General features: G+C 68.5%; 19 protein-coding genes. 12 read left to right on the forward strand and 7 right to left on the reverse strand.

Annotation, left to right across the window (positions count from 1 at the left end; translation table 11 throughout):
- Positions 1–53 precede the first annotated feature (53 nt).
- The 3 genes from ACNPNP_RS06735 (at position 54) to ACNPNP_RS06745 (ending at position 4,770) form a co-directional block, all read left to right on the forward strand.
- On the forward strand, positions 54–1,037 hold the full coding sequence (locus ACNPNP_RS06735; RefSeq protein WP_448965287.1) for an aldo/keto reductase: 984 nt from the start codon (positions 54–56) through the stop codon (positions 1,035–1,037).
- A gap of 70 nt (positions 1,038–1,107) precedes the next feature.
- Positions 1,108–1,944 (forward strand): PP2C family protein-serine/threonine phosphatase, encoded by an 837-nt coding sequence (locus tag ACNPNP_RS06740; protein ID WP_448965288.1) that lies wholly within the window; start codon positions 1,108–1,110, stop codon positions 1,942–1,944.
- A 57-nt stretch (positions 1,945–2,001) separates the two neighbouring features.
- Entirely contained in the window at positions 2,002–4,770 is a 2,769-nt protein-coding gene (locus ACNPNP_RS06745) for an FtsK/SpoIIIE domain-containing protein (RefSeq protein ID WP_448965289.1), read from the forward strand.
- Here the strand turns inward: ACNPNP_RS06745 and ald are convergent.
- Entirely contained in the window at positions 4,763–5,875 is a 1,113-nt protein-coding gene (gene ald / locus ACNPNP_RS06750) for an alanine dehydrogenase (RefSeq protein WP_448965290.1), read from the reverse strand. The two genes, ACNPNP_RS06745 and ald, sit on opposite strands and share 8 nt — an antisense overlap.
- 53 nt (positions 5,876–5,928) lie before the next feature.
- Positions 5,929–6,924: an asparaginase gene (locus tag ACNPNP_RS06755; RefSeq protein WP_448965291.1), complete on the reverse strand. Its 996-nt coding sequence runs from the start codon at positions 6,922–6,924 to the stop codon at positions 5,929–5,931.
- Positions 6,925–6,985: 61 nt separating this feature from the next.
- On the opposite strand from ACNPNP_RS06755, the gene ACNPNP_RS06760 reads away from it, so the two are divergent.
- Positions 6,986–7,477 (forward strand): OsmC family protein, encoded by a 492-nt coding sequence (locus ACNPNP_RS06760; RefSeq protein WP_448965292.1) that lies wholly within the window; start codon positions 6,986–6,988, stop codon positions 7,475–7,477.
- Here ACNPNP_RS06760 and ACNPNP_RS06765 read toward each other — a convergent pair.
- Positions 7,446–8,249: a lysophospholipid acyltransferase family protein gene (locus ACNPNP_RS06765; protein WP_448965293.1), complete on the reverse strand. Its 804-nt coding sequence runs from the start codon at positions 8,247–8,249 to the stop codon at positions 7,446–7,448. The two genes, ACNPNP_RS06760 and ACNPNP_RS06765, sit on opposite strands and share 32 nt — an antisense overlap.
- Before the next feature lie 145 nt (positions 8,250–8,394).
- On the opposite strand from ACNPNP_RS06765, the gene ACNPNP_RS06770 reads away from it, so the two are divergent.
- Positions 8,395–9,342, forward strand: coding sequence for an FKBP-type peptidyl-prolyl cis-trans isomerase (locus ACNPNP_RS06770; RefSeq protein ID WP_448965294.1), 948 nt, complete (start codon positions 8,395–8,397; stop codon positions 9,340–9,342).
- Positions 9,343–9,390: 48 nt separating this feature from the next.
- Positions 9,391–10,473: a 1-deoxy-D-xylulose-5-phosphate reductoisomerase gene (dxr, locus tag ACNPNP_RS06775; protein WP_448965295.1), complete on the forward strand. Its 1,083-nt coding sequence runs from the start codon at positions 9,391–9,393 to the stop codon at positions 10,471–10,473.
- A 13-nt stretch (positions 10,474–10,486) separates the two neighbouring features.
- Here dxr and ACNPNP_RS06780 read toward each other — a convergent pair whose 3' ends face one another.
- From ACNPNP_RS06780 to ACNPNP_RS06790, 3 genes are all read right to left on the reverse strand, one after another.
- A complete protein-coding gene (locus tag ACNPNP_RS06780) occupies positions 10,487–12,103 on the reverse strand; it encodes a Mur ligase family protein (RefSeq protein ID WP_448965296.1) in 1,617 nt (538 codons plus the stop codon).
- Between the two features lie 71 nt (positions 12,104–12,174).
- On the reverse strand, positions 12,175–12,840 hold the full coding sequence (locus tag ACNPNP_RS06785; RefSeq protein ID WP_448965297.1) for a YcnI family copper-binding membrane protein: 666 nt from the start codon (positions 12,838–12,840) through the stop codon (positions 12,175–12,177).
- 124 nt (positions 12,841–12,964) lie between these two features.
- A complete protein-coding gene (locus ACNPNP_RS06790) occupies positions 12,965–13,534 on the reverse strand; it encodes a hypothetical protein (protein WP_448965298.1) in 570 nt (189 codons plus the stop codon).
- A 51-nt stretch (positions 13,535–13,585) separates the two neighbouring features.
- Here ACNPNP_RS06790 and ACNPNP_RS06795 point away from each other — a divergent pair, with 51 nt between their 5' ends.
- Both ACNPNP_RS06795 and ACNPNP_RS06800 read left to right on the forward strand, forming a co-directional pair.
- Complete coding sequence (locus tag ACNPNP_RS06795) at positions 13,586–14,896, forward strand: M50 family metallopeptidase (RefSeq protein WP_448965299.1); 1,311 nt, start codon at positions 13,586–13,588, stop codon at positions 14,894–14,896.
- Positions 14,897–15,114: 218 nt separating this feature from the next.
- Positions 15,115–16,800 carry an HNH endonuclease signature motif containing protein gene (locus tag ACNPNP_RS06800; RefSeq protein ID WP_448965300.1) on the forward strand — a complete coding sequence of 562 codons (1,686 nt, stop codon included), beginning with the start codon at positions 15,115–15,117 and terminating at the stop codon, positions 16,798–16,800.
- Positions 16,801–16,819: 19 nt separating this feature from the next.
- Here ACNPNP_RS06800 and ACNPNP_RS06805 read toward each other — a convergent pair whose 3' ends face one another.
- A complete protein-coding gene (locus ACNPNP_RS06805; protein ID WP_448965301.1) occupies positions 16,820–18,730 on the reverse strand; it encodes an anthranilate synthase family protein in 1,911 nt (636 codons plus the stop codon).
- A 234-nt stretch (positions 18,731–18,964) separates the two neighbouring features.
- On the opposite strand from ACNPNP_RS06805, the gene ispG reads away from it, so the two are divergent.
- Genes ispG through ACNPNP_RS06825 form a run of 4 tightly spaced genes read left to right on the forward strand, consistent with a single transcriptional unit; the run spans position 18,965 to position 21,941 of the window.
- Complete coding sequence (gene ispG / locus ACNPNP_RS06810) at positions 18,965–20,116, forward strand: flavodoxin-dependent (E)-4-hydroxy-3-methylbut-2-enyl-diphosphate synthase (protein ID WP_448965302.1); 1,152 nt, start codon at positions 18,965–18,967, stop codon at positions 20,114–20,116.
- Between the two features lie 7 nt (positions 20,117–20,123).
- Positions 20,124–20,732 carry an SIMPL domain-containing protein gene (locus ACNPNP_RS06815; protein WP_448965303.1) on the forward strand — a complete coding sequence of 203 codons (609 nt, stop codon included), beginning with the start codon at positions 20,124–20,126 and terminating at the stop codon, positions 20,730–20,732.
- Between the two features lie 10 nt (positions 20,733–20,742).
- A complete protein-coding gene (locus tag ACNPNP_RS06820; RefSeq protein ID WP_448965304.1) occupies positions 20,743–21,075 on the forward strand; it encodes a nuclear transport factor 2 family protein in 333 nt (110 codons plus the stop codon).
- Positions 21,075–21,941 (forward strand): alanyl-tRNA editing protein, encoded by an 867-nt coding sequence (locus tag ACNPNP_RS06825; RefSeq protein WP_448965305.1) that lies wholly within the window; start codon positions 21,075–21,077, stop codon positions 21,939–21,941. Before ACNPNP_RS06820 ends, ACNPNP_RS06825 begins: the two co-directional genes overlap by 1 nt.
- Positions 21,942–21,946 lie beyond the last annotated feature (5 nt).

Genomic DNA, 21,946 nt, shown 5'->3' on the forward strand with positions numbered 1-21,946 from the left:
CGAGATCGGGGGTCCTTCGTCGTATCGGACCGATAGTCCGATAGCGTGGACACATGGTCATGTCGCAGCGTCGGGTCGGAGCTTCCGGTCTCCTCGTCTCTTCGACAGGTCTCGGATGCAACAACTTCGGTCGTGCAGGTACGGCGACCGAGACGCTGGACGGTGCACGAGAGGTCATCGACGCGGCGATCGCGAACGGAGTCACCTTCTTCGACACCGCTGACATGTACGGCAAGGACCCCGGGCTCAGCGAGTCGCTGATGGGGGAGGCCCTGCAGGGCCGTCGGGATCGGATCGTGCTGGCGACGAAGTTCGGGCACGGGCGCGACATGGGGTACGACTTCCCCGGCGGACGCGGATCGCGGCGCTACATCCGACGCGCGGTAGAGGAGTCGCTTCATCGTCTGCAGACGGATTGGATCGACCTGTACCAGCTTCATCTTCCGGATCCGGAGACCCCGATCGCGGAGACGACGGATGCGCTCGATGAGCTCGTCCGTGAAGGCAAGATCCGCTACTACGGGCACTCCAATCTCCCAGGGTGGCAGATCACCGAAGCCGAGCTCACCTCGCGGTTGCGCTCGAGCGGGCGCTTCATCTCGGCGCAGAATCACTACTCTCTGCTGGCCAGAGCCGCCGAACGAGAGGTGCTGCCGGCCGTCGAACGCCACGCTCTCGGGTTCTTCCCCTATTTCCCGCTGCACAACGGACTGCTGACGGGCAAGTTCTCGCGCGAAGGCGGTCCGCAGGCGAGTCGGATCATGTCCGCGCGCCGGCACGTGTGGGACAACGCCCCGTGGGACGCGTTGGACGCGTACCGGGATTTCTGCACCGAGCGGGGCATCACGATGCTGGAGGCGACCTTCGGATGGCTTCTGGCACAGCCGGCGGTCTCCAGCGTCATCGCAGGGGCGACCTCGGCGGTTCAGATCGAGGCGAATGCGAGCGCCGCGGACGCCTGGACGCCGACCGCCGACGACCTCGATCTCATCGACGGGATCTTCCCTCTGCCCGCCGACCCTGGCGCGCAGGTATGACGCAGTTCCACTACGATGTGTGAGAATCCTGCGGCCGCCCGTATCGCCGCATCCAATCCGGAGGAACCCTTTGTCTGAGACGTCCACGCAGACCCATCGCGTCGCGGCCCCGGATGGCGGCGAGATAGTTCTGACCTGGGCCGGAGTGACGGATACCGGGCTTCGACGCGACAACAATCAGGACGCTTTCCTGGCCCAGTTCCCGCTGTTCGTGGTCGCCGACGGCATGGGCGGGCACGCGGGTGGCGAGATCGCGAGCCAGAGCACGATCGCTCGCCTGCAGGAGGTCGTGGACTCGGGCGATGTCGGCACGTCCGCCATCGAGAATGCTCTCGAGCAGGCCGTGAGCGACATCGCCGCGCACCCGGAGACCACGGACGAGGGCACCGGCACAACCCTCACCGGAGTCTTCTTCGAGGTGACCGAGGACGAGCCGCGGTGGATATCGCTGAACATCGGCGACTCCCGTGTCTACCTGCTGCGCGATGAGCGGCTGGTGCAGGTGACAACCGATCACTCCGTGGTTCAGGAACTGATCAGCTCTGGTCGACTGAGTGCGGAAGAGGCGGAGAGCCACCCGTACAGCAACGTCATCACCCGCGCCGTCGGAGCGAGTGAGCTCACGCCGCCCGACTACCTCGGCATCGAGGTGCTCGACGGCGATCGGTTCGTGATCTGCTCGGACGGCCTGACCAAAGAACTCACCGACTACGGCATCCAGCACTTCCTGCGGGAGGAGAACGATCCCGCAGTGGCGGTCGACGCCATGCTGGCCGCAGCGCTGGAGAACGGCGGGCGCGACAATGTCACGCTGATCATCGTGCAGGTGCAGCGCACCGGACACGATCGCGCCACCGACGAGGCCGCGGAGCAGTCGTCCTCCACAGCGGAGGACACCGCCGAATAGTCCGCCGGAGCTGTGGAGAACGGCATCTGCAGGCCGCGGATGCCGTGCAATGAGGTCATGGACCTCGAACCTCTCACGCTCCCCGTCTCGGCGCCGGAGCCCCGACGTCAGCCGATCCCTGTGCTGGCAGCCGTGGTGCCGATCGCGGCAGGTGTCGTCCTCTGGCTCATCACCGGTTCGATCTTCTCGCTCTGCTTCGCGGCGCTCGGCCCGTTGATGATCGCCGCCTCGCTGCTCGACGGGCTGCGCATCCGGCGTCGGGAGCGGCGCGCGGCGGCCGCCGATGAGACCGCGGGTTGGCGCCGCGCAGAGCAGGACCTGCTGCGCCGGCATCAGAGCGAGCGCCGTGAGCTGCGCCGTGCTCATCCCGACGCGGCAGCGTGCCTCAGGGACGCCCCGCTGAGAGACCTTCGAGCGATAGACGAATCGACTCCTGTCGTGATCGGCTCCGGTGCCGGACGCAGCGCGCTCAGGGTGACCGGCGATGACAGCGAACGGGCACGTGCGTTCAGGAAGCGCGCGGCACAGGTGTCGGACGTACCGGTGAGCGTCGCACTGGGGCGCGGCATATGCCTGCGCGGACCGGCGCCGGTGGTGGCTGCTGCTGCCAGGGCTCTGATCGTGCAGATGTGCCTGCGGCACGCTCCGGCGCAGCTCGCGCTCGTCGGAGACGGACTCGAGCCGTTGGGGCTCTCCGGGTTCCCGCACGCCGGGCGAGCTCGTCGTGGGGCGTGGCGCCTTGCCGTCGTGACCGGCGACGGTGACGGCTCCGTCGATGCTGCGGCGCAGGTTCGGATCTGCGATGCAGGCCAGGATGTGCCGGAGGGTGTGACGACGGTCATCGACTTCTCCGATCCGGGCGGCGCTCGACTGCGTACCGCCGCCGGCGTCGAAGACGTCGCGGTGGAGTGCCTGTCGCGCGCTCAGGCGGTGGCGATCGCCGCCGGCAGCGTCGAACGGGAGGGGCAGTCCGCGCATCTGCCGGACGGCGTCGCACTGGGGGAGCTGACACGGCCCGGAGATGCGGAAGGCTCCGGCCTCGTGGCGGTGATCGGCCGCTCGGAGAGCGCGGACGTCGTGCTCGATCTCGTGGAGGACGGGCCGCACGCGATCGTGACGGGGATGACCGGGTCGGGTAAGAGCGAGCTGCTCGTCACATGGATCTCCTCGATGGCACGCTCTCACGCACCCGACGAGGTGACGTTCGTCCTGGCGGATTTCAAAGGAGGGACCGCGTTCGACCCGCTGCGCGCCCTCCCGCATGTGGCGGCGGTGATGACCGACCTCGACGAGGAGGGAGCACGGCGCGGTGTGGAGAGCCTGACGGCGGAGCTCCGGCGCCGCGAGGCCGCACTGGCGGACATCGGAGCCAGGAGCATCACCGAGGCGGGCGGGAGGCTGGGCAGGCTCGTGATCGTCGTGGACGAGTTCGCGGCGCTGCTGCAGGAGCATCCCGACCTCGGTGCGGTGTTCACCGACGTCGCCGCTCGCGGGCGCGCGCTCGGCATGCACCTCATCCTCGGGACGCAACGCGCTGCCGGGGTGATTCGAGACGGGCTCGCCGCCAACTGTCCGCTGCGGGTGAGCCTCCGGGTGACAGAAGCGTCGGACAGCCGGCTCGTGATCGGATCGGATGATGCAGCCGAACTGCCCGGAGGTGCGGCCTCACGCGGGCTCGCTTTCGTCCGACGCCCGCAGGACGCCACCGCCATCGCCGTGCGGGTGGCGCTCACCGGTGCGGCCGATCTACGAGGGATCGGGGCTCGCTGGCCGGATGCTGCGGCACCGGCGAGCCCGTGGCTTCCTGCCCTTCCGGCTCGTCTCGATCTCGACGAGCTCGCCATCGCCCACCCGCCAGGCGCGTCGCTGCTGCTCGGACTCACGGACGAGCCGGAGCGGCAGCGCCAGACCCCGATGCTGCTGAGGCCCGGCACCGACCGCGGCCTGGCCGTCGTCGGCGGAAGCGGTTCGGGGCGGACGTCGGTGCTGAGGGTCCTCGCGGCGCAGGCCGATCCGGTGTTCCTGGGACCTGACCCCGAACGCGCATGGGACGCATTGGAAGACGTCCTCGACGCCGCGGGCGGCTCTCCTGCGCTCGTCCTGTGCGACGACCTCGATCAGCTCGTCGCGGCGTTCCCCGTGGAATACGGGCAGGCGTTCCTCGAGCGCATGGAGAAGCTGGTGCGCTCCGCTGCGGCGCGCGGCTGCACGGTGGTCGTGACGACCGGTCGCGCATCCGGACAGACCGCTCGGGTGATCGAGGCGCTGCCCTCGCGGATGCTGCTGCGAATGGGCACCAAGATGGAGCATCTCGCCGCGGGCGGCGACGCCGAGGCCTACCGCCGTGACCGTCCCGCCGGTCGAGGCAGACTCGGACAGCACGAGGTGCAGATCGCCTGGACGGATCCACCGGCGGGCGGGGGCACCGTCGTCCGGGACCGCCTCGAGCGCTGGATGCCGATCGCGCGAGTCGTCGGTGTCATCGCGCTCGGCGCAGGACGGGTGGTGGAGCGGTTGCGAGAGGCGTATCCGGATCACGTCGTGTCCTTCGTCAAGGATCACGGGCAGGAGCCGGTGCAGACCTCCGACAGGGCGACGATCCTGGTCGGTGATGCGGACAGCTGGCAGCGGCAATGGACGCTGTGGCAGCGCATCCGGCTCGAGGGCGAGATGCTGTTCCTCGCCGAATGCGCGGCAGAGCTGCGCACCTTCGCCGGCACTCGCGAGCTGCCGCCCTACGCGAGGCCGCACGCCGGTCGGGCATGGTCCATGCACGATGGACTGGCCCCGCGGCGTGTGGTCATCCCCGCACTCGACGTCACATGAGGGAGTCGACCGACTGGGCCGACATACCGTGCGCGACGGCCACACCGTCGTTGATCACGGCGCCGTTCGCGACGTTGAGTCCGCCGGCGAGCGCGGGATCGGCGCTCAACGCGTCCTGCCATCCGCGCGCCGCGATCTGGCGCACGTACGGCAGCGTGGCGTTGGTCAGCGCGGACGTCGATGTGTTCGGCACCGCCCCTGGCATGTTCGCCACGCAGTAGAACACGGTGCCGTGCACGGGGAAGGTCGGATCGTCATGCGTGGTCGGATGCGTGTCCTCGAAACAGCCGCCCTGGTCGACGGCTATGTCGACGAGCACGCTGCCAGGTCGCATCTGAGCGACCATCTCGTTCGTGACGAGCTTCGGCGCGCGGGCCCCGGGGATCAGCACCGACCCGATGACGAGGTCCGAGTCGATCACGGCGCGACGAAGATCCAGCGGATTGGAAGCGGCGGTCTTCACACGGCCGCTGAAGTGATCGTCCAGCGTGCGCAGGCGCGGGATGTTCGTGTCGAAGATCGTGACGTCCGCACCCATCCCGCTCGCGATGACGGCTGCGTTCGCGCCGGCGACGCCGCCGCCGATCACGGTGACGGTCGCAGGCCGTGTACCGGGCACGCCCGACATGAGCAGCCCGAGTCCACCGTTGGAACGCATCAGCGTGTTCGCGCCGACGAGGGGAGCCAACCTCCCGGCCACCTCGCTCATGGGCGCGAGCAGGGGGAGGCCGCCGCCGGGCAGCTGCACGGTCTCATAGGCGATCGCCGTCACGCGGTCGGCGAGAAGCCGCTCCGTGAGCGGACGATCCGCAGCCAGGTGAAGATAGGTGAACAGCGTGAGATCGTCGCGGAAGTGCTGGTATTCGCCGGCGATCGGCTCCTTCACCTTGAGCAGCAGCTCGGCGCGCGACCACACCTCCGCAGCATCGTCCAGCAGCGTCGCACCGGCGTCGGCGTACTCGGTGTCCGGCATCGACGAGCCCAGACCCGCTCCGGACTGCACGAAGACCTCGTGGCCGGAGCGCACCAGATCGTGCACGCCCGCAGGCGTCAGAGCGACGCGGTACTCGTTGTTCTTGACCTCGGTGGGGACGCTGATCCTCATCGTGGCTCCTCTTCTCCCTCGGCGTTGAGGGCTCATTGCCCCGGGTCAGGGCATCAGACGGCGGCGCCGGGACGGATCATCCCGACGTCGCTCCCACCGCCGAGGACGGCGAGGGGAAGTGCGTTGGACAGCGTCGCCAGATCGGCCTCGCTCAGCGCTCCAGCGCGAGCGAGCAGCGTCGCGGCGACGATCGTGAGTGCTCGTGCGCTGCCGTCGAGCATCTTGAGCGCGACGGTCGTACCGTCGGGAGCGACCATGACGGTGACGCCCTCCGCGCCGCTCTTGGCGAACACCCCGAGCGTCTCGATCGCGATCGTGTCCGGACGACCGGGGCCCTCGATCGTCCAGGGGTTCTCCTTGACCGCTCTCACAAGGGTGCCTGCGACGCGGTGCAGGGCGAAGGGGGAGCGCTCGGACGCCGACCCGATGCGATGGATGGCGCGGCCCAGCCCGGCGAGCGTGATGGCGTGGACCGGTGCTCCGCAGCCGTCGACGGCTGTGTGCGCGATCTTCTCGCCGGTGAGACGTTCGACCACCTCACGGATGTGCGACTGCAGCGGATGCGCCGTGTGGAGGTATCCGTCGGTGGACCAGCCGGTCGCCACGCATGCGCGCAGCATCGCGGCATGCTTGCCAGAGCAGTTCATCCGGATGCGCGATGCGCTCCCGTGCTCGCGGATCAGCTCGTCGCGGCTCGCGGAATCACTCGGCCATGCGGGCGGGCATGCGAGGTCGTCCTCCGTCAGTCCACCCGCGGTCAGGATCTCGCGGACGACATCGGCGTGGCGGTCGGTGCCGGTATGGCTCGCGGTCGACATGGCGAGCTGGGCACCGCTCAGTTCGGCGCCGGCCGTGACGCAGGCCACCGCCTGGAGTGGCTTCAGGCTGGAGCGAGGAAGGATCAGCGCGTCCGGATTCCCCAGCCGCTTGACGACGTCGCCGTCCGGTGTGAGCACGATCGCCGATCCGGCATGGCGGGATTCGATGAATCCGCTGCGTTCGACGACGGCGAGTTCGACAGCATCCGCGACAGTGAGAGTCTCCAGCACCCGTCCAGCCTAGCGCCGACGTCTTCGCCGGTGCCGAGCCGCACCGTGTCAGACTGAGCGCATGACGATCGGCGAACATCGGTACGAACTCACCGCCACCTGGCAGGGCAATCGGGGAACCGGGACCAGCGGGTACCGGGACTACTCCAGGGATGTCACGATCGAGATCGACGGCAAGCAGGAGCTGCTGGCCTCAGCGGACAGACCCTTCAGAGGCGACCCCACCCGCTGGAACCCGGAGGACCTGCTGATCGCCTCGCTCTCCGAGTGCCATCTGCTGTCGTATCTGCATGCGTGCGTGACTGCAGGGGTCGTCGTCGTGTCGTACCGCGACCGTGCGAGCGGCGTGATGCGCGAGGACGGAAAGGGCGGAGGAGCCTTCACCGATGTGCTGCTGCGGCCAGAGGTGGTCGTGGCCGAAGAGTCGATGATCGAGGCCGCCGAGCGCGCGCACGAGGACGCTCATCGGATGTGCTTCATCGCGAACTCGGTGAACTTCCCGGTCCGCCATGAGGCGAACGTCACCGCCGCTCGTGCGGAAGGGCCTGCTTGATCTTCTCGATCGGCCCCTGGGCGGGTGGCTCGTTGTACACGCCGGCGAGCTCCTGACCGCTCAACGCGTGGATGGCCGTCATGATCTGGTCGGTCGCGAGTCTCCTCGCCTTGCCGCTGCCGGCCGGGCCGTGCACCGTCACGTCGATCGGTTCGCCGAAGCGCACGGTGATCCGCTCGCTCAGCGACGGCATCCTGGCGCCCTTCGGCATGGCCCGGTCCGTGCCGATGAGTCCGACCGGTACCACGGGTGCCCCGGTCTGAAGGGCGAGGAAGGCCACTCCAGTGCGGCCCTTGTACAGGCGACCGTCCGTGGAGCGGGTGCCTTCCGGATAGAGAGCGACGGCGAGCCCCTGGTCGAGAAGCCGCCGCTGCTGGTCCAGTGCGTCGAGGGCGGCCTGCCCTGCGCCTCGATTCACCGCGATGGCACCGATGGACTGGAAGAAGGTGCGCATGACCGCTCCCTTGAACCCCGTCCCCTCGAAGTACGACGACTTGGCGAGGAAGTGCACGGGGCGAGGGGCGGCGACCGGTATCGCGATCGAGTCGATGAACGACAGGTGATTGCTCGCGAAGATCACGGGACCGTCCAGGGGGACGCGATCGCGTCCCTCGACGTGCGGACGGTAGACGAGGCGGGCAAGCGATCCGATGATCGCCCGACCCAACGCATAGGTGGCCCCTGCCTTGCGGGGGACGGATGCCTCGTCGGCTGCCTGCTCCTGATCCGAGTCTTCGGTCGGCTCGGGCACGGCAGACTGCTCAGAGGTCATCAGATCAGGCTACTCCGCGATCCATGCCACACATGGAATGAGACCGGCCCTGTTCCGAGCGCGCCGATCGTGCGCGCCTCTCAGCGCGGGCAAAGGCGAATACGACAGTATGGAGTGTCCCTCCCCACGATCATGAGGTCCCACCGTGCGCAATCGTCCGCTCATCGCTCTGTCCACCATCACCGTCGCGACCATGCTGCTGGCCGGATGCACGGGAACCGAGGGCTCGACAGGCGACGAGACCGAGGCGCCATCCGCCGCCCTCTGCTCGGCGGCAGTCGAGTCGGGTGACGCCTCGGACGGCGTCACGGTCGATGGCGATTTCGGCAGCGCATCGACGGCGACGTTCGAGCTGGGACAGACGGTGGAGGCCGCGGAGCGCACCGTGGTCAGCGAGGGCGACGGCGACACGATCGCCGAGGGCGACTACGTCAGCTACGCACTGAGCGCATTCGACGGCGACACCGGCGAGCGCCTCGGCGATGCCGGCTACACGGACGGTGAGCTTCTTCCGGCCGCGCTCACGGCCGATGCGCCGCTCGGACAGCTCATCGGATGCGCGAGCGTCGGTTCGCGACTGTCGATCGTCTTCCCGACGACGGAGGACGCCGCAGCGCAGTACTACATCCTCGACGTGCTCGACATCGTGCCCACCGCGGCATGGGGCGAGGAGCAGGCTCCGGTCGCAGGCATGCCGGCGGTCACGCTCGACGACGACGGAGCCCCGACGATCGAGATCCCGGATGCGCCCGCTCCCACCGAGGTGCAGATCTCGGTGCTCAAGCAGGGCGACGGCATCGCCGTCGGCGAGGGCGACACGACGCTGCTCCAGTACCACGGAGTGGGTTGGGAGAGCGGCGAGACGTTCGACTCCTCATGGGCCAACGGCGCGCCGATCACCAGCGAGGGCAACGGCTACGTGCCAGGGTTCGTCCAGGCGCTGGCGGGGCAGAAGGTCGGCTCTCAGGTGCTGGTCGTCATCCCGCCGGCGGCAGGGTACGGCGAGGGCGAGATCAACGAGGAGGACCTCAAGGGCCAGACGCTGGTCTTCGTGATCGACATCCTCGCGACGATGCACCCGGCCGCCGCATAGGCGACCGCCCTCACGGCGAAGGCCGTGCACGCGCAATAGGCTGACGGTATGCGTCGCATCATCGTCCTCGGCTCCACCGGTTCCATCGGCACTCAGGCACTGGATGTGATCCGCGCCAACCCTCGTCGGTTCGAACTGGTCGGACTCGCCGCAGGCAGCGATGCGGAGACGCTCGGCCGCCAGGCCGAGCAGTTCCAGGTCGAGGACACGGCGCTCGGCGCCGAGCAGGCGGAGCAACTGGTGCGCGACGTCGAGGCCGACGTGGTGCTCAACGCGATCACGGGCTCCATCGGGCTCGGATCGACGCTCGCGGCGTTGAAGGCAGGACGAACGCTCGCCCTCGCCAACAAGGAGTCGCTGATCGTCGGTGGCGAGCTGGTGAAGTCGGCGGCCGCCGAGGGGCAGATCGTGCCGGTCGACTCCGAGCACTCCGCGCTCGCTCAGGCGCTGCGCTCCGGGACGCATTCCGAGATCAGGCGACTGGTGGTCACAGCATCCGGCGGGCCGTTCCGTGGACGCCGGCGCGACGAGATGACGACGATCACGCCGGCCGAGGCGCTCGCGCACCCGACCTGGGCGATGGGGCGCATGGTCACGACCAACTCCGCCACACTGGTCAACAAAGGCCTCGAGGTCATCGAGGCGCATCTGCTCTTCGACGTCGACTACGAAGACATCCAGGTGGTCGTGCACCCGCAGTCGATCGTCCACTCGATGGTCGAGTTCATCGACGGCTCCACGATCGCCCAGGCGTCCCCGCCCGACATGCGCCTGCCGATCTCCCTGTCGCTGGACTGGCCGCACCGGATCGGCGGGGTCGGTCGTCCGCTGGACTGGACGAAGGCCGGCAGCTGGGACTTCGAGCCGCTCGACGACGCGGCGTTCCCGTCCGTGGCCCTGGCCAAGAGCGTGGGGCGCGCCGGCGGCACGTTCCCCGCGGTCTTCAACGCGGCGAACGAGCAGGCGGTGGACGCGTTCCACGAGGGTCGGCTGTCATTCCTCGGCATCGTCGACACGATCGCGAGGGTGGTCGACACCCATGAAGCGCCCGACCGGCTCACCGTCGAGTCGCTGGCCGAGGCCGAGGCCTGGGCGCGGGCGACAGCGGATCGTCTGATCGCGCGGCAGTGACGTCTCGTCCGACTCAGTCGGGGTACGGCACCGGCCAGTGCGGCTCTGGCACAGGCCATCCGGCGTCGCGCAGCGCACGGCGGGCGAGCTCGCGCGCCGAGTACGGGGTGCGCACGCCGCGGATGTCGCGGTAGTCCTGGTGGCCGGGGCCGGCCCAGAGGATCGCGTCGCCGTCGCCGACGAGGCCGACAGCGGCGATGATCGCCTTCTCCGGCGGGGAGTACTCATGGATATCGGCATCCGGACGTGCCATCCGCGCGCCCTCGATGAGTGTGGCGCGGATCGACTCCGGGTCTTCGAAGCGCGGATGGTGGTCGGTGACGACGAGGATGTCGCTGCCCAGGACTGCCGTACGACCCATGTCGTGGCGCTTGGTGGCGTCGCGGTCGCCGTCGGCTCCGAACAGCATCAGCGTGCGCCCGGGAGTGACGCGACGGATCGCGGCGAGGGTCTTCTCGAACGCATCGGGTGAGTGCCCGAAGTCGACGAACACGGCGGGGCCGCTGTCGCCGGACACGAGCTCGGTGCGCCCCGGCAGGTACGCTTCGATGCGTCCGTCGCGCTCGAGGGCCGCGGTGATGCGCTCCCAGTCGTATCCGCCCTCGAGCAGCATGACGATCGCGAGGGCGGCGTTGGCCGCCATGTGCGGACCGATCACCGGTACGACCGTGGTGAGGGTGCGCCCCTCCGGGCCGGTCATCGTGAAACGAGTACCGCGCTGACGCTCCTCGTCGATCGTGACCACCCAGTCCGCGCCGGCCGCGACGGACGCATCGGCGGCGATCGCGGGGGTGCCCACGGTGACGACGGGGACCTCGGCGGCGGCGACCACGTCGACGCCGGAGGCGGAGTCGAGGCAGATCACGGCGCGCCTGGAGCGGTCCGGCTTGAACAGGGGGAGCTTCGCTGCGAAGTACTCCTCCATGTCGGCGTAGTCGTCGAGGTGGTCGTGGCTGAGGTTCGTGAAACCTGCGACATCGAACACGAGCCCGTCGACGCGCTTGCGCGACAGGGCCTGCGCGCTCACCTCGACGGCGACGGCTTCGACCTCGCGCTCGCGCATGAGCGCGAGGAGTGCGTGCATCTCGGATGCCTCGGGTGTGGTCAGTCTGGAGACGATGACCTCGCCGGCGATGTGCCGCTCGGCAGTGGAGGAGAGCCCGGTGACGACGCCGAGCTGGTCGAGGATGCCCTCCAGCAGGTGCGAGACGCTCGTCTTGCCGTTCGTGCCCGTGGTCGCGAACAGCAGCGGCAGATCGTCCTCGGCTCCGGTGCCGTAGACCCAGGCGCTGAGCGCACCGAGCACGCCACGCGGATCGTCGACGATCACGATCGGCAGACCGATGTTGCCCGCGATGTCGGCGCCGGCCTCATCCGTGATGATGGCGACGGCGCCCTTCTCCGCGGCTGCGGGAGCGAACACCGCTCCGTGCTGATTCACGCCCTGGATGGCGACGAACGCCTCTCCGGCGCGGAGATCGGCGGTCGCGAGAGTGATGCCGGTGAGGATGACCCCGCTGGTGTCGCCGCGGGTGGCGGTGGCGAAGCGGGTGGCGAGATCCGTCAGATTCCGCTGTGGCGGAGCATCGGGGCGGAGCACGGGAGGAAGGCTGGGCTGTGTGGTCGACATGGCACCACAATGATCTCACGAGCGGCTGCGAGGGACGCGCTCAGGCACGCCTCTCGCAGCCGCACGATGGGTCAGGCCGCGCGTCGGTACGCGAGCACCGCGACCACGAGGGCGGCGATGCCGGCCAGCAGTCCTGCGCCGCCGAGGATCGTGCCCACCGGGGATGAGTCGGATGTCTGCTGCGACGTCTGCTCCTGGGCATCCGAGTGGCCGGTGTGCGCGGCATCCGCTGCGCTCTCGCCGCTCGCAGCGACGGTCACCACCGGCGCGGGCGATTCGAGATCGTGCGGGTCGGCGCCGTCCTCGGCGATCTCGACCCATTCGTTCACTCCGCTCTCGCAGGTCTGTTCCACGGGGAATGCCAGTGACTCCGGGGCGTCGTCGGCGATCTGCACCGCCATGCTCGCGACGCCCTGAAGCCCGGTCGGGATCGGGGAGAGCGCGGTGTAGGTGACGGCCGAGACGAGACCGTTGTCGGCGCGCTCGATCGCGATGTCCCAGTTGCTGTCGACGGTCGGGGAGACCGACGCCAGCCCCTCTGGCATCGTGATCCGCAGTGCGGTGGTCGGTGATTCCTCGCAACCGTGGGTGAACGCGAAGTTCAGCACGGTGGAGGCGCCAGGTGCGACGGCGTCGGGGCTGACTCCGACATGGGCCTGGGCCGCGGCGGGCGCGGCGAGGACGAGACCGGTGGCGAGGGCGGCGATGACGACGCCGCGGCGGGTGATTCGGGACATGAGTTTCTCCTGTGTTCCTGTGCAGATCAGATTCTGCGTGCGGGCGCGCCGACGGCGCGTTCGATCCGCGGATGGATGCCGTGAGCCGGTGTGGTCTCGGACGGCGTTGAGCACGTGCGGCTGATCAGCCGCGGGAGAAGGCGGGTGGCCCGCGCAGCGAGATGTCACCGGTGCGGATGCTCGAGACGAATCGACGCGCCGAGGTGGCGAGCGAAGCAGGAGGCAGCCAGCCGGTGTGCGGCCGCGGCATCCGTGCGCGCAGCGCCGCTCGCACCCAGTCCCTGATGAGACGCAGAAGGCGTTCGCCCCGCCAGAGCATCGCGACGGTGACAGCGGCGGCGATGACGTGGGCGCCGAGCATGCCGGCGTCAGGGGCGACTGTCGACGAGAGCGGGTCCAGGGCGAGGACATGGTGGTGGCCCGTCGCCGCTGTGGCCGAGGCTGTGGCGCCGAGCGCGACGAAGAGGACGTGGAAGATCGTCTGCGAGACAGCGACCGCAGCGCTCAGGCGGCCGACGCGGGACGTGCGTCCGACCAGAAGTGCCGCGAGCGGCGTCAGGAACACGCTCAGAGCGATCACGAGCAGAGGGTGCGGGGGAGCCCCGCCGCCGATCGTGTGCGAGACGGCGGCGATGATCGTCGCGATCGACGATGCGGCGGCTCCACGGAGGAGTCGCAGCTGCCGAGAGGTCACGACTCCACCCTATGCGGCGGATTCCTAGTCCGCGCGCAGTAGCGTGGGGACGTGGAAATCCTGCTGTACATCGCCGGCATCCTGTTCATGCTGGTCGGACTCGGTCTGTCGATCGGTCTGCACGAGATCGGACATCTCGTGCCCGCCAAGCTCTTCGGTGTGCGCGTGGGGCAGTACATGATCGGTTTCGGTCCGCGCCTGTGGTCGAAGAAGATCGGCGAGACGGAGTACGGATTCAAGATGCTGCCGCTCGGCGGCTTCATCTCGATGTCCGGAATGTATCCGGCGTCCGACGGCAAGCCTGTGCGCGGACTGTTCCGCACGCTCGTCCAGGACGCCCGCTCGGCGAACGACGAGACGATCGCGGAGGGCGCGGAGGAACGCGTCTTCTACAGACTGCCGATGTGGAAACGGATCGTCGTGATGCTCGGCGGTCCGGTCATGAACCTGATCCTCGCCGTCATCATCTTCACGGTGCTCGCATCGGGTATCGGGCTGCAGCAGGGCACGACGACGATCGCCGGGGTCAACGAGTGCGTGCTGCCCGCCGGCACGTCGCAGACCGAGTGCGAAGCGGGCGATCCGGCGACGCCGGCCGCGGAGGCAGGGGTGCTCCCGGGGGATGTGCTGGTCTCGGTGGGCGGAACGCCCGTGTCGACGTTCGCAGAAGCGACCGAGATAGTGCAGGCGGCTCCGGGGGAACGCCTCGACCTGGTCGTGCTGCGAGACGGTGAGCGTGTCGATCTGACGATCACGCCCATCCGTGCCGAGCGGGAACTGACGGATGCGTCAGGGCAGCCGCTGCTCGATGAGGACGGCACGCAGATCATCGCCGAGGTCGGTTACGTCGGAATGCTGTCTCAGATGGGCTATGTGCCGCAGCCGATCGGTGTCGGTCCGGAACTCGCCGGCGAGAACGTCGGGCGGGTGGTCGGCCTGATCGCGACCCTGCCGGTGAAGCTGTGGGACGTCGGGGTGTCGCTGTTCACCGGGTCCGACCGGGATCCCGACGGTCCGCTGAGCGTGGTCGGCGTCGGCCGCCTCGCGGGTGAGGTCGCGGCGACGGACGCTCCTGTGCTGAACAGGTTCGTCGTGCTGCTCAACCTGCTGGGGTCGCTCAACATCGCGCTCTTCGTCTTCAACCTGATCCCGCTGCTGCCGCTGGACGGCGGGCACGTCGTCGTGGCCCTGTGGGACGGGATACGGCGCGCCTGGGCGAAGCTGTTCCGCCGCCCGCCTCCCGCTCCTGTGGATGCCACGCGGCTCGTGCCGCTCACGGTGGTCGTCGCGGTGCTGCTGATCGGGATGGGTGCACTGCTGATGATCGCGGATGTCGTGAACCCGGTGGATCTGCTCGGCTAGCGTTCCGGGATGCCGCTCCGCGGCGGGAGCGTATGGTCGCGCCAGGAATCGCTCTGGTGGGTGGTGAACACGCAGGGTGTCGCGTGCATCGTGCGAACGGTGCGCCCGAGTGCTCGACTCGTCCTCCACAGACCAGCCATATCGGGTGGTTCTCCACGGTTCGTGAATAGCTCCTGACCTGGGGTTTGAATGTCGGTGGCCCTGGGTTGAATGGGGGTATGAGATCACTGGCGGATGAGTTGGAGGGTGTCGATCGGTTGTTGGCCGAGGCGATGGGTTCTTCTGCTGCGGGTGATGGTCTGCGTTTCGCCGGTGATGCGGAGTTGTTGGATGCGATCCGGGTGTTGGGTCGCGTGTTGCGGCGGGTGGATGGTGCGGTCGTGGCGGTCACGGAGCGGATCGTGGATCGGGATCAGTGCGAGCGGGACGGGCGGTTGTCGACGCGGGCGGGATGCCGTGACGCGGCCGAGGTGCTGCGGCGCACGCTGCTCGTGGATGGGCCGACCGCGCGGCGGTACGTGGCGGCGGCGGGGGCCGTGCACCGGGAGACGGATCTCACCTCGGGTGGGGTGTTGCCGGGGAAGTTTCCGGAGTTGGCGGCGGCGCTCGCGGACGGGGTCTTGTCGGTGGGCGGGTTCCTGGCATGCACGACCCCGCTGTTGAAGGCGTCTCGGATCGGGGCCGCGGACCGGTGGGCGGCGGATGCGGTGCTCGCACGCTTCGCTTGCGGGCTGCCGTTGGATGGTTCGGTATCCGGGGAGCGGGCGCCGGCGCCGACGACGGATGAGCTTGCCGCGTTGGCGGCGCATATCGTGGCGCGGTTGGATCCGGATGGGGCGGAGCCGTCGGATCGGGCCGGGAAGCGGCGCCGGCATTTCACGATCGGGAAGCTGCGGGACGGGTCTGTGCCGGTGCGGGGAGAGTTGTTGCCGGAGGTCGCGGCGCAGTTGCAGAAACTCATCGATGCGCTGATGAACCCGAAAGCCGAAGACAAAGCCTCCGGCTCCACGGTGCGCTTCCGCCCCACCGATGATGGGGACGGAGAACGCGGCGCCGGCGACAGAGACAGAGACACCGACAGCGACAGGGACACCGACGAGAGCGACAGCAGCGGCGGTGACGACGATGGCGGCGACGTCAACGGCGGCGGTGACGATGGGTTTGCGGCGAAGTACTCCAGTGACAGCACCGAGTACGGGGCGGAGGAGTATTCGGATCGTGCCGACGGGCTCGAACCGCACAAAGCGAAATCGCCGCCGGTGGAGTTGGCGGATCTGCGCACGCACGCGCAGAAGCGTCATGACGCGTTCGCGACGGTCCTGATGGTCGCTGCCGCGTCCGGGGGCATGCCGACACTGGGTGGTGCCGCACCGACCCTGGTCGTCTCCGTCACCGCCGCCGACTTCGCCCACCGCACCGGGCGGGCCAGGGTCGAAGGTGCCGGATACGACGTCCCCCTCGGTGCGGCCGATCATGCCGGGTGCGCCGGGGGTGTGCAACGGGTGCTGTTCGATGAGAAGGGGGCGATCGTGGGCATCGGCACGAGTGCGCGGTTGTTCAACGCGACCCAACGGCGGGCGATCGTGCTCAGAGACCGCGAATGCCTCATCCCCGGATGCGACGTGCCCGCCGAATGGTGCGAGATCCACCACGTGCACGAACACGCCCGCGGCGGCCCCACCCACACCAGCAACGGCGTCCCGTTGTGCTGGCACCACCATAGAACTCTCGACGAAGGCATCTGGAAGATCCGCATGCGCGACGGACTCCCCGAGATCCGCGGACCCGGATGGTGGGACCCCTACGCCAAATGGCGCTCACCCCACCACGACTACCAAGCCGTCGACAAAGCCCTCAACACCGAACACGAACGAGAACGAGAACCCGCCTGGAACACCCGGTGACAGGTCTTCGAGTCGTTGATCAGGCGAATGCGTCGGTGATCAGACGCTCCAGCGTGCGGATGCCGTCTCGGGACAGGATCGACTCGAGATGGCCCTGCACCGATGCGAACGATGGGCCGCGCAGCGCGTAGACATCGCCCGTCACAGGGTCGGCGGACACTTCGGCTGAACCTGCGACCTTCGTCCCTGGCGTCACTCGAGCCGTGAAGGTGTTGTAGAAGCCGATCGATGCGTCCTCGCCGAACACCGGCACGATCTTCTGCAGTCCTTGGTGCGGCGTCGTGAGCGGTGCGAGTTCGATGCCGAAGCTGTCTGCCAGGATCTGATGACTGAGGCACACGGCGAGAAGAGGCGCACCGGCTGCCAGCCGACGCGCGACGATCTCGCGCATGCGGGACACCCGCAGGATGCTCTCATCGCGAGGGTCACCCGGTCCGGGGCCGGCGACCAGCAACTCGGCGGCGTCGACGTCCGAATCGGAGACGTCGCTCCACGGCACGATCGTCGCGTCGAGTCCGAGGTGGCGCAGCTGATGGGCGAGCATCGTCGTGAAGCGATCCTCCGCGTCGATGACGAGCGCCCGGCGCCCGGCGAACGGCCCCGCGGAACCGTCCTCCTGGGGGTTCAGCCAGAACTCCGCGAGGCGCGAGTTGCGCGAGCTCAGCAACTCGGCGACGTCGGGATCGTCGGCAAGGGTCGTCTCGGCGGCGGGAGCATCCGGATCGATCTTGGTCTCGGCCACGACGTCGCGTGCGATCGCACCGATCGCGCCGAGCACACCGGCAGCTTTGCCGTGGGTCTCGCTGACCTCACCGAACGGATCCGAGTGACGCACGAGCGTGGCTCCGACCGGCACGCGGAGCTCACCGTTCTGCAGGTACACCGTCCTGATCAGGATGGGCGCGTCGACGTCGTGGCCGCCGTCGGCGTTCGGCGTGAACAACGCAGCGACACCGGAGTAGTAGCCGCGCGGCCTCGTCTCGTGCCGGCGGATCACCGAACAGGCGTTCTGCATCGGGGAGCCCGTGACCGTCGGGGCGAACATGGTCTCGCGGAGGATGTCGCGCGGATCGAGCCTGCTCCGACCGCGCAGCATGTACTCCGTGTGCGTGAGCCGCGACATCTGCTTCAGATGCGGACCCGTGATCCGGCCTCCGTCGGAGCAGACAGCGCTCATCATCTTCAGCTCCTCGTCCACCACCATGAAGAGCTCCTCGGTCTCCTTGGTGGAGGAGAGGAACTCGACCAGTGTGTCCTTGGTCGCCCCGCCTGCGGGGTGACGGAACGTCCCGGAGATCGGATTCATCGTCACGATGCCGTCACGCGCGACGACGTGCGCCTCCGGACTCGCCCCGACGGCGATGTGACCGGGCGTGATGACGGCGAAGGTCCAGTAGGCGCCGCGCTCATGCGTCAGCAGGGCTCGGAACCAGGTGAGAGCGGCCGTCCGCTCCGCACGGTGGGCATCGCCAGGACCGAGGTCGATCGTGGCGGTGTAGTCGCGGCGGATGACGAAGTTCGCCCCTTCGCCACGACCGATCTCATCGGCGATCACCCGCGTCACGATCTCGGCGTAATCCTCATCGCTGATGTCGAAACCGGCATCCTTCAACGGGACGGTGTCCTGGGGCAGCGACTCCACGACCTCGTGAAGGGGAAGATGCTCGTGCCGGTCGACGACCAGGCACCGCAGGGGAGTGCCGTCGTCCTGCGCCTCGAAGCCGCGCTCGCGCACCTGCCGATACGGAACCGTCGCGAAGACCTCACGCGGGATCCCACCGGCGGAGAGCGGGATGTCTGCGAGCAGATCGACGTCCTCGACGTCTCCGGTGAGCACCTCGACGCTCTGAGCGCCGTCGCGAGCGATCAGCACGAAGGACGCGTCAGGGTCCTGAACGAGTGCGTCGAGCAGGGCTGCGGTATCGGTCATCGATGTCTCCTGTGCAGGGCTCCGGCTCGGCTCACGAAAAGACCGCCCCGGAGGCGGTCTGGATTCGTGGGAACGCGAACACACCGCCTAAGAGGCGGGCCACCAGGTGAAGTTCGCGAGCATGCGCCGAAACTATCACAGTGCGCGGCCCGCTCAGACGTCGCGGCATCCGAAACCGGGCCGCATGGAGCCGGGTTCCAGCCTCCGACGACCCGGGCGGCGTAACCTGGTCTTGTGCCTGCAGTGAATCTTGGGATGCCGCGCGTCCCCGAAGTCCTGAGTCCCCGACGCAAGTCCCGGCAGATCAGCGTCGGAAAGGTGCTCGTCGGTGGCGATGCACCTGTGAGCGTCCAGTCGATGACCACGACGAAGACGACCGACATCAACGCCACGCTCCAGCAGATCGCCGAGCTCACCGCCTCCGGCTGCGAGATCGTGCGCGTCGCGGTTCCGCACCAGGACGACGCGGATGCGCTGAAGATCATCGCGATGAAGAGCCAGATCCCGGTGATCGCCGACATCCACTTCCAGCCGCGCTACATCTACACCGCCATCGACGCCGGCTGCGGCGCCGTGCGTGTCAACCCGGGCAACATCCGTGAGTTCGACGGCAACGTCGGCAAGATCGCCGAGGCGGCGAAGGCTGCCGGAGTCTCGCTCCGCATCGGTGTGAACGCCGGTTCGCTCGACAAGCGCATCCTGCAGAAGCACGGCAAGGCCACTGCGGAGGCACTCGTGGAGAGCGCCGTGTGGGAGGCGTCCTTGTTCGAGGAGCACGACTTCCACGATTTCAAGATCTCGGTCAAGCACAACGACCCGGTCGTGATGGTCAAGGCCTACCGTCTGCTCGCCGAGCGCGGCGACTGGCCGCTGCACCTCGGCGTCACCGAGGCCGGACCCGCCTTCCAGGGCACGATCAAGTCGGCGACCGCGTTCGGCATCCTGCTCTCCGAGGGCATCGGCGACACGATCCGCGTCTCGCTGTCGGCCCCGCCGGCGGAAGAGGTCAAGGTCGGCCACCAGATCCTGCAGTCGTTGAACCTGCGCGAGCGCAAGCTCGAGATCGTCTCCTGCCCGTCGTGCGGCCGTGCGCAGGTCGACGTGTACACGCTGGCAGACAACGTGACCGAAGGCCTCAAGGACATGACGGTCCCGCTGCGCGTCGCGGTGATGGGGTGCGTCGTGAACGGCCCCGGTGAAGCACGCGAAGCCGACCTCGGTGTGGCGTCCGGCAACGGAAAGGGCCAGATCTTCGTCAAGGGCGAGGTCATCAAGACCGTCCCTGAGGCCGACATCGTCGCGACCCTGATCGAGGAGGCGAACCGCATCGCCGCCGAGATGGGGCCCGAGGCGCCGCTCGGCACCGCGCAGGTCGTCACGGCGTGATGCGCTCATGACGCTGATCACGGTGGAAGGCCGCGGCGAGCGGCATCTGCGCGCCGAGAGGGCGACGCTGACGGCACAGGTCGCGGTCGCGTATCGCGATCGCGCCGAGTCCATCACGCAGGGCACGGCGGTGCACACCCGGATCGCACACCATGCCGCGCAGCTGCGGGAAGCGGGTGCCGCCACGTGGCACTCGGTCGACCCGCTCGCCACGAACGTGCGCACGTGGTCGGACAAGGACGGCAAGAAGCACCAGGATCACGTCACGAGCGGTACGGTTCGAGTCAAGCTCGGCCGGCTCTCGCTCGTCGCGGATGCCGTCGCCGAGCTGAGCGCACTCGGCGCCACGGTCGCGACCTCCTGGGCGCTGACCGACGCGACCAAGCAACGTGTCACGAAAGAGCTCCGCACGGCCGCGGTGCACGACGCGCGTGCCAAGGCGGATGACTTCGCTGCGGCGCTCGGGTCCGACGTGAGCAGCGTCGAGCGCATCACCGAGAAGGCCGATTACACACCTCAGGGCGGGCGCGGTGCTGCCGCGGGCCAGAGCGATGAACTCACGATTCCTGAGATCACCGTGCGCGTGAGCATCACGGGCGAATACGAGACCGACTGAAGAGGACATGATGGCTGACACCGCACTTCCCGCTCCGGCGCAGGCATTCGTCGATGCGATCAACGACGCGGACACCGACGCGTTCGTCGGGGCCTTCGTACCCGATGGATTCGTGAGCGACTGGGGAACGGTCAAGAGCGGCCGGGACGGCGTCCGCGCCTGGGCCGACTCCGACGCCATCGGTGCCGGCGCGAAGATGACCGTGCTCTCTGCGGAGACCGTAGGCGACACGACGCGCATCCGATTCGGCTGGTCGAGCCGCGTGTTCAACGGCGAGTCCGACGGCATCTTCGTCGTCGCCGGTGACCGTCTGGCGAGCTTCACGATTCCGCCGGCTCACTGATGGCGGCGACGGAGGTCACGTTCGCGGCGGGTGCCGTCAGCGGCGAAGGCATCGTCACACGCATCGAGCGGATGCCGGAGGGCAGCGTCGTCGTCGTGGACACCACGCCGTTCCATCCGGTGGACCACACCTGGCCGGATCAACCCGGGGATGCCGGTGTGCTGAGCTTCGGCGATGAGCATGCCACCGTCACCGAAGCGGTGATGGCTGCTCTCAGCGATGCGGGAGAGTTCGCCGTCGGGGCGGAGATCCCCGTCAAACGAGGCGCGGAGGGATGGACCTGGCTCGTCGCCCACACGCTCGACGGCGCGGCGCCGGAAGGACTCGCGGAAGGCTCCACGGTTCGCCTCGATGTCGATTCCGACCGACGAGCGGGACTGAGCCGCGGGCACACCGCCTGCCATCTCGCCTCGTTGGCGCTGGATCTCGCAGTGGCTGAGCTCTGGCGCAAGGAACCGGGCGTCGATGCCCTGGGCAATCCTGATTTCGAGGGACGCGCGAACCAGTCCAGCCGCATCCACGAAGACGGCAGCGTCGACGAGTACCGTCTCGGCAAGAGTCTGCGCAAGGCAGGTTTCGACACCGAGGCGTTCGCAGAGACGCTGGCGGCGCGTGAAGAGGCGATCAACGCGAAGCTCGCGGCATGGGTGGCGTCAGCCGCGCCGAGCAGTATCGAGATCGATGGGCCCCGCATCATCGATCATCGGCGCTGGCGCTGCGATCTGCCCGACGGCGTGGCGGTGATCCCCTGCGGCGGCACGCACGTCGATGCGCTGTCGGCGTTCTCGAGCATCCGTGTCGCGCTCGACCTGTCGGACCCGCAGCTGCTGGTCATGAACACATCGGCTGCTCCAGCCACGAACTGACCCCG

Source organism: Microbacterium xerophyticum (assembly GCF_053543555.1).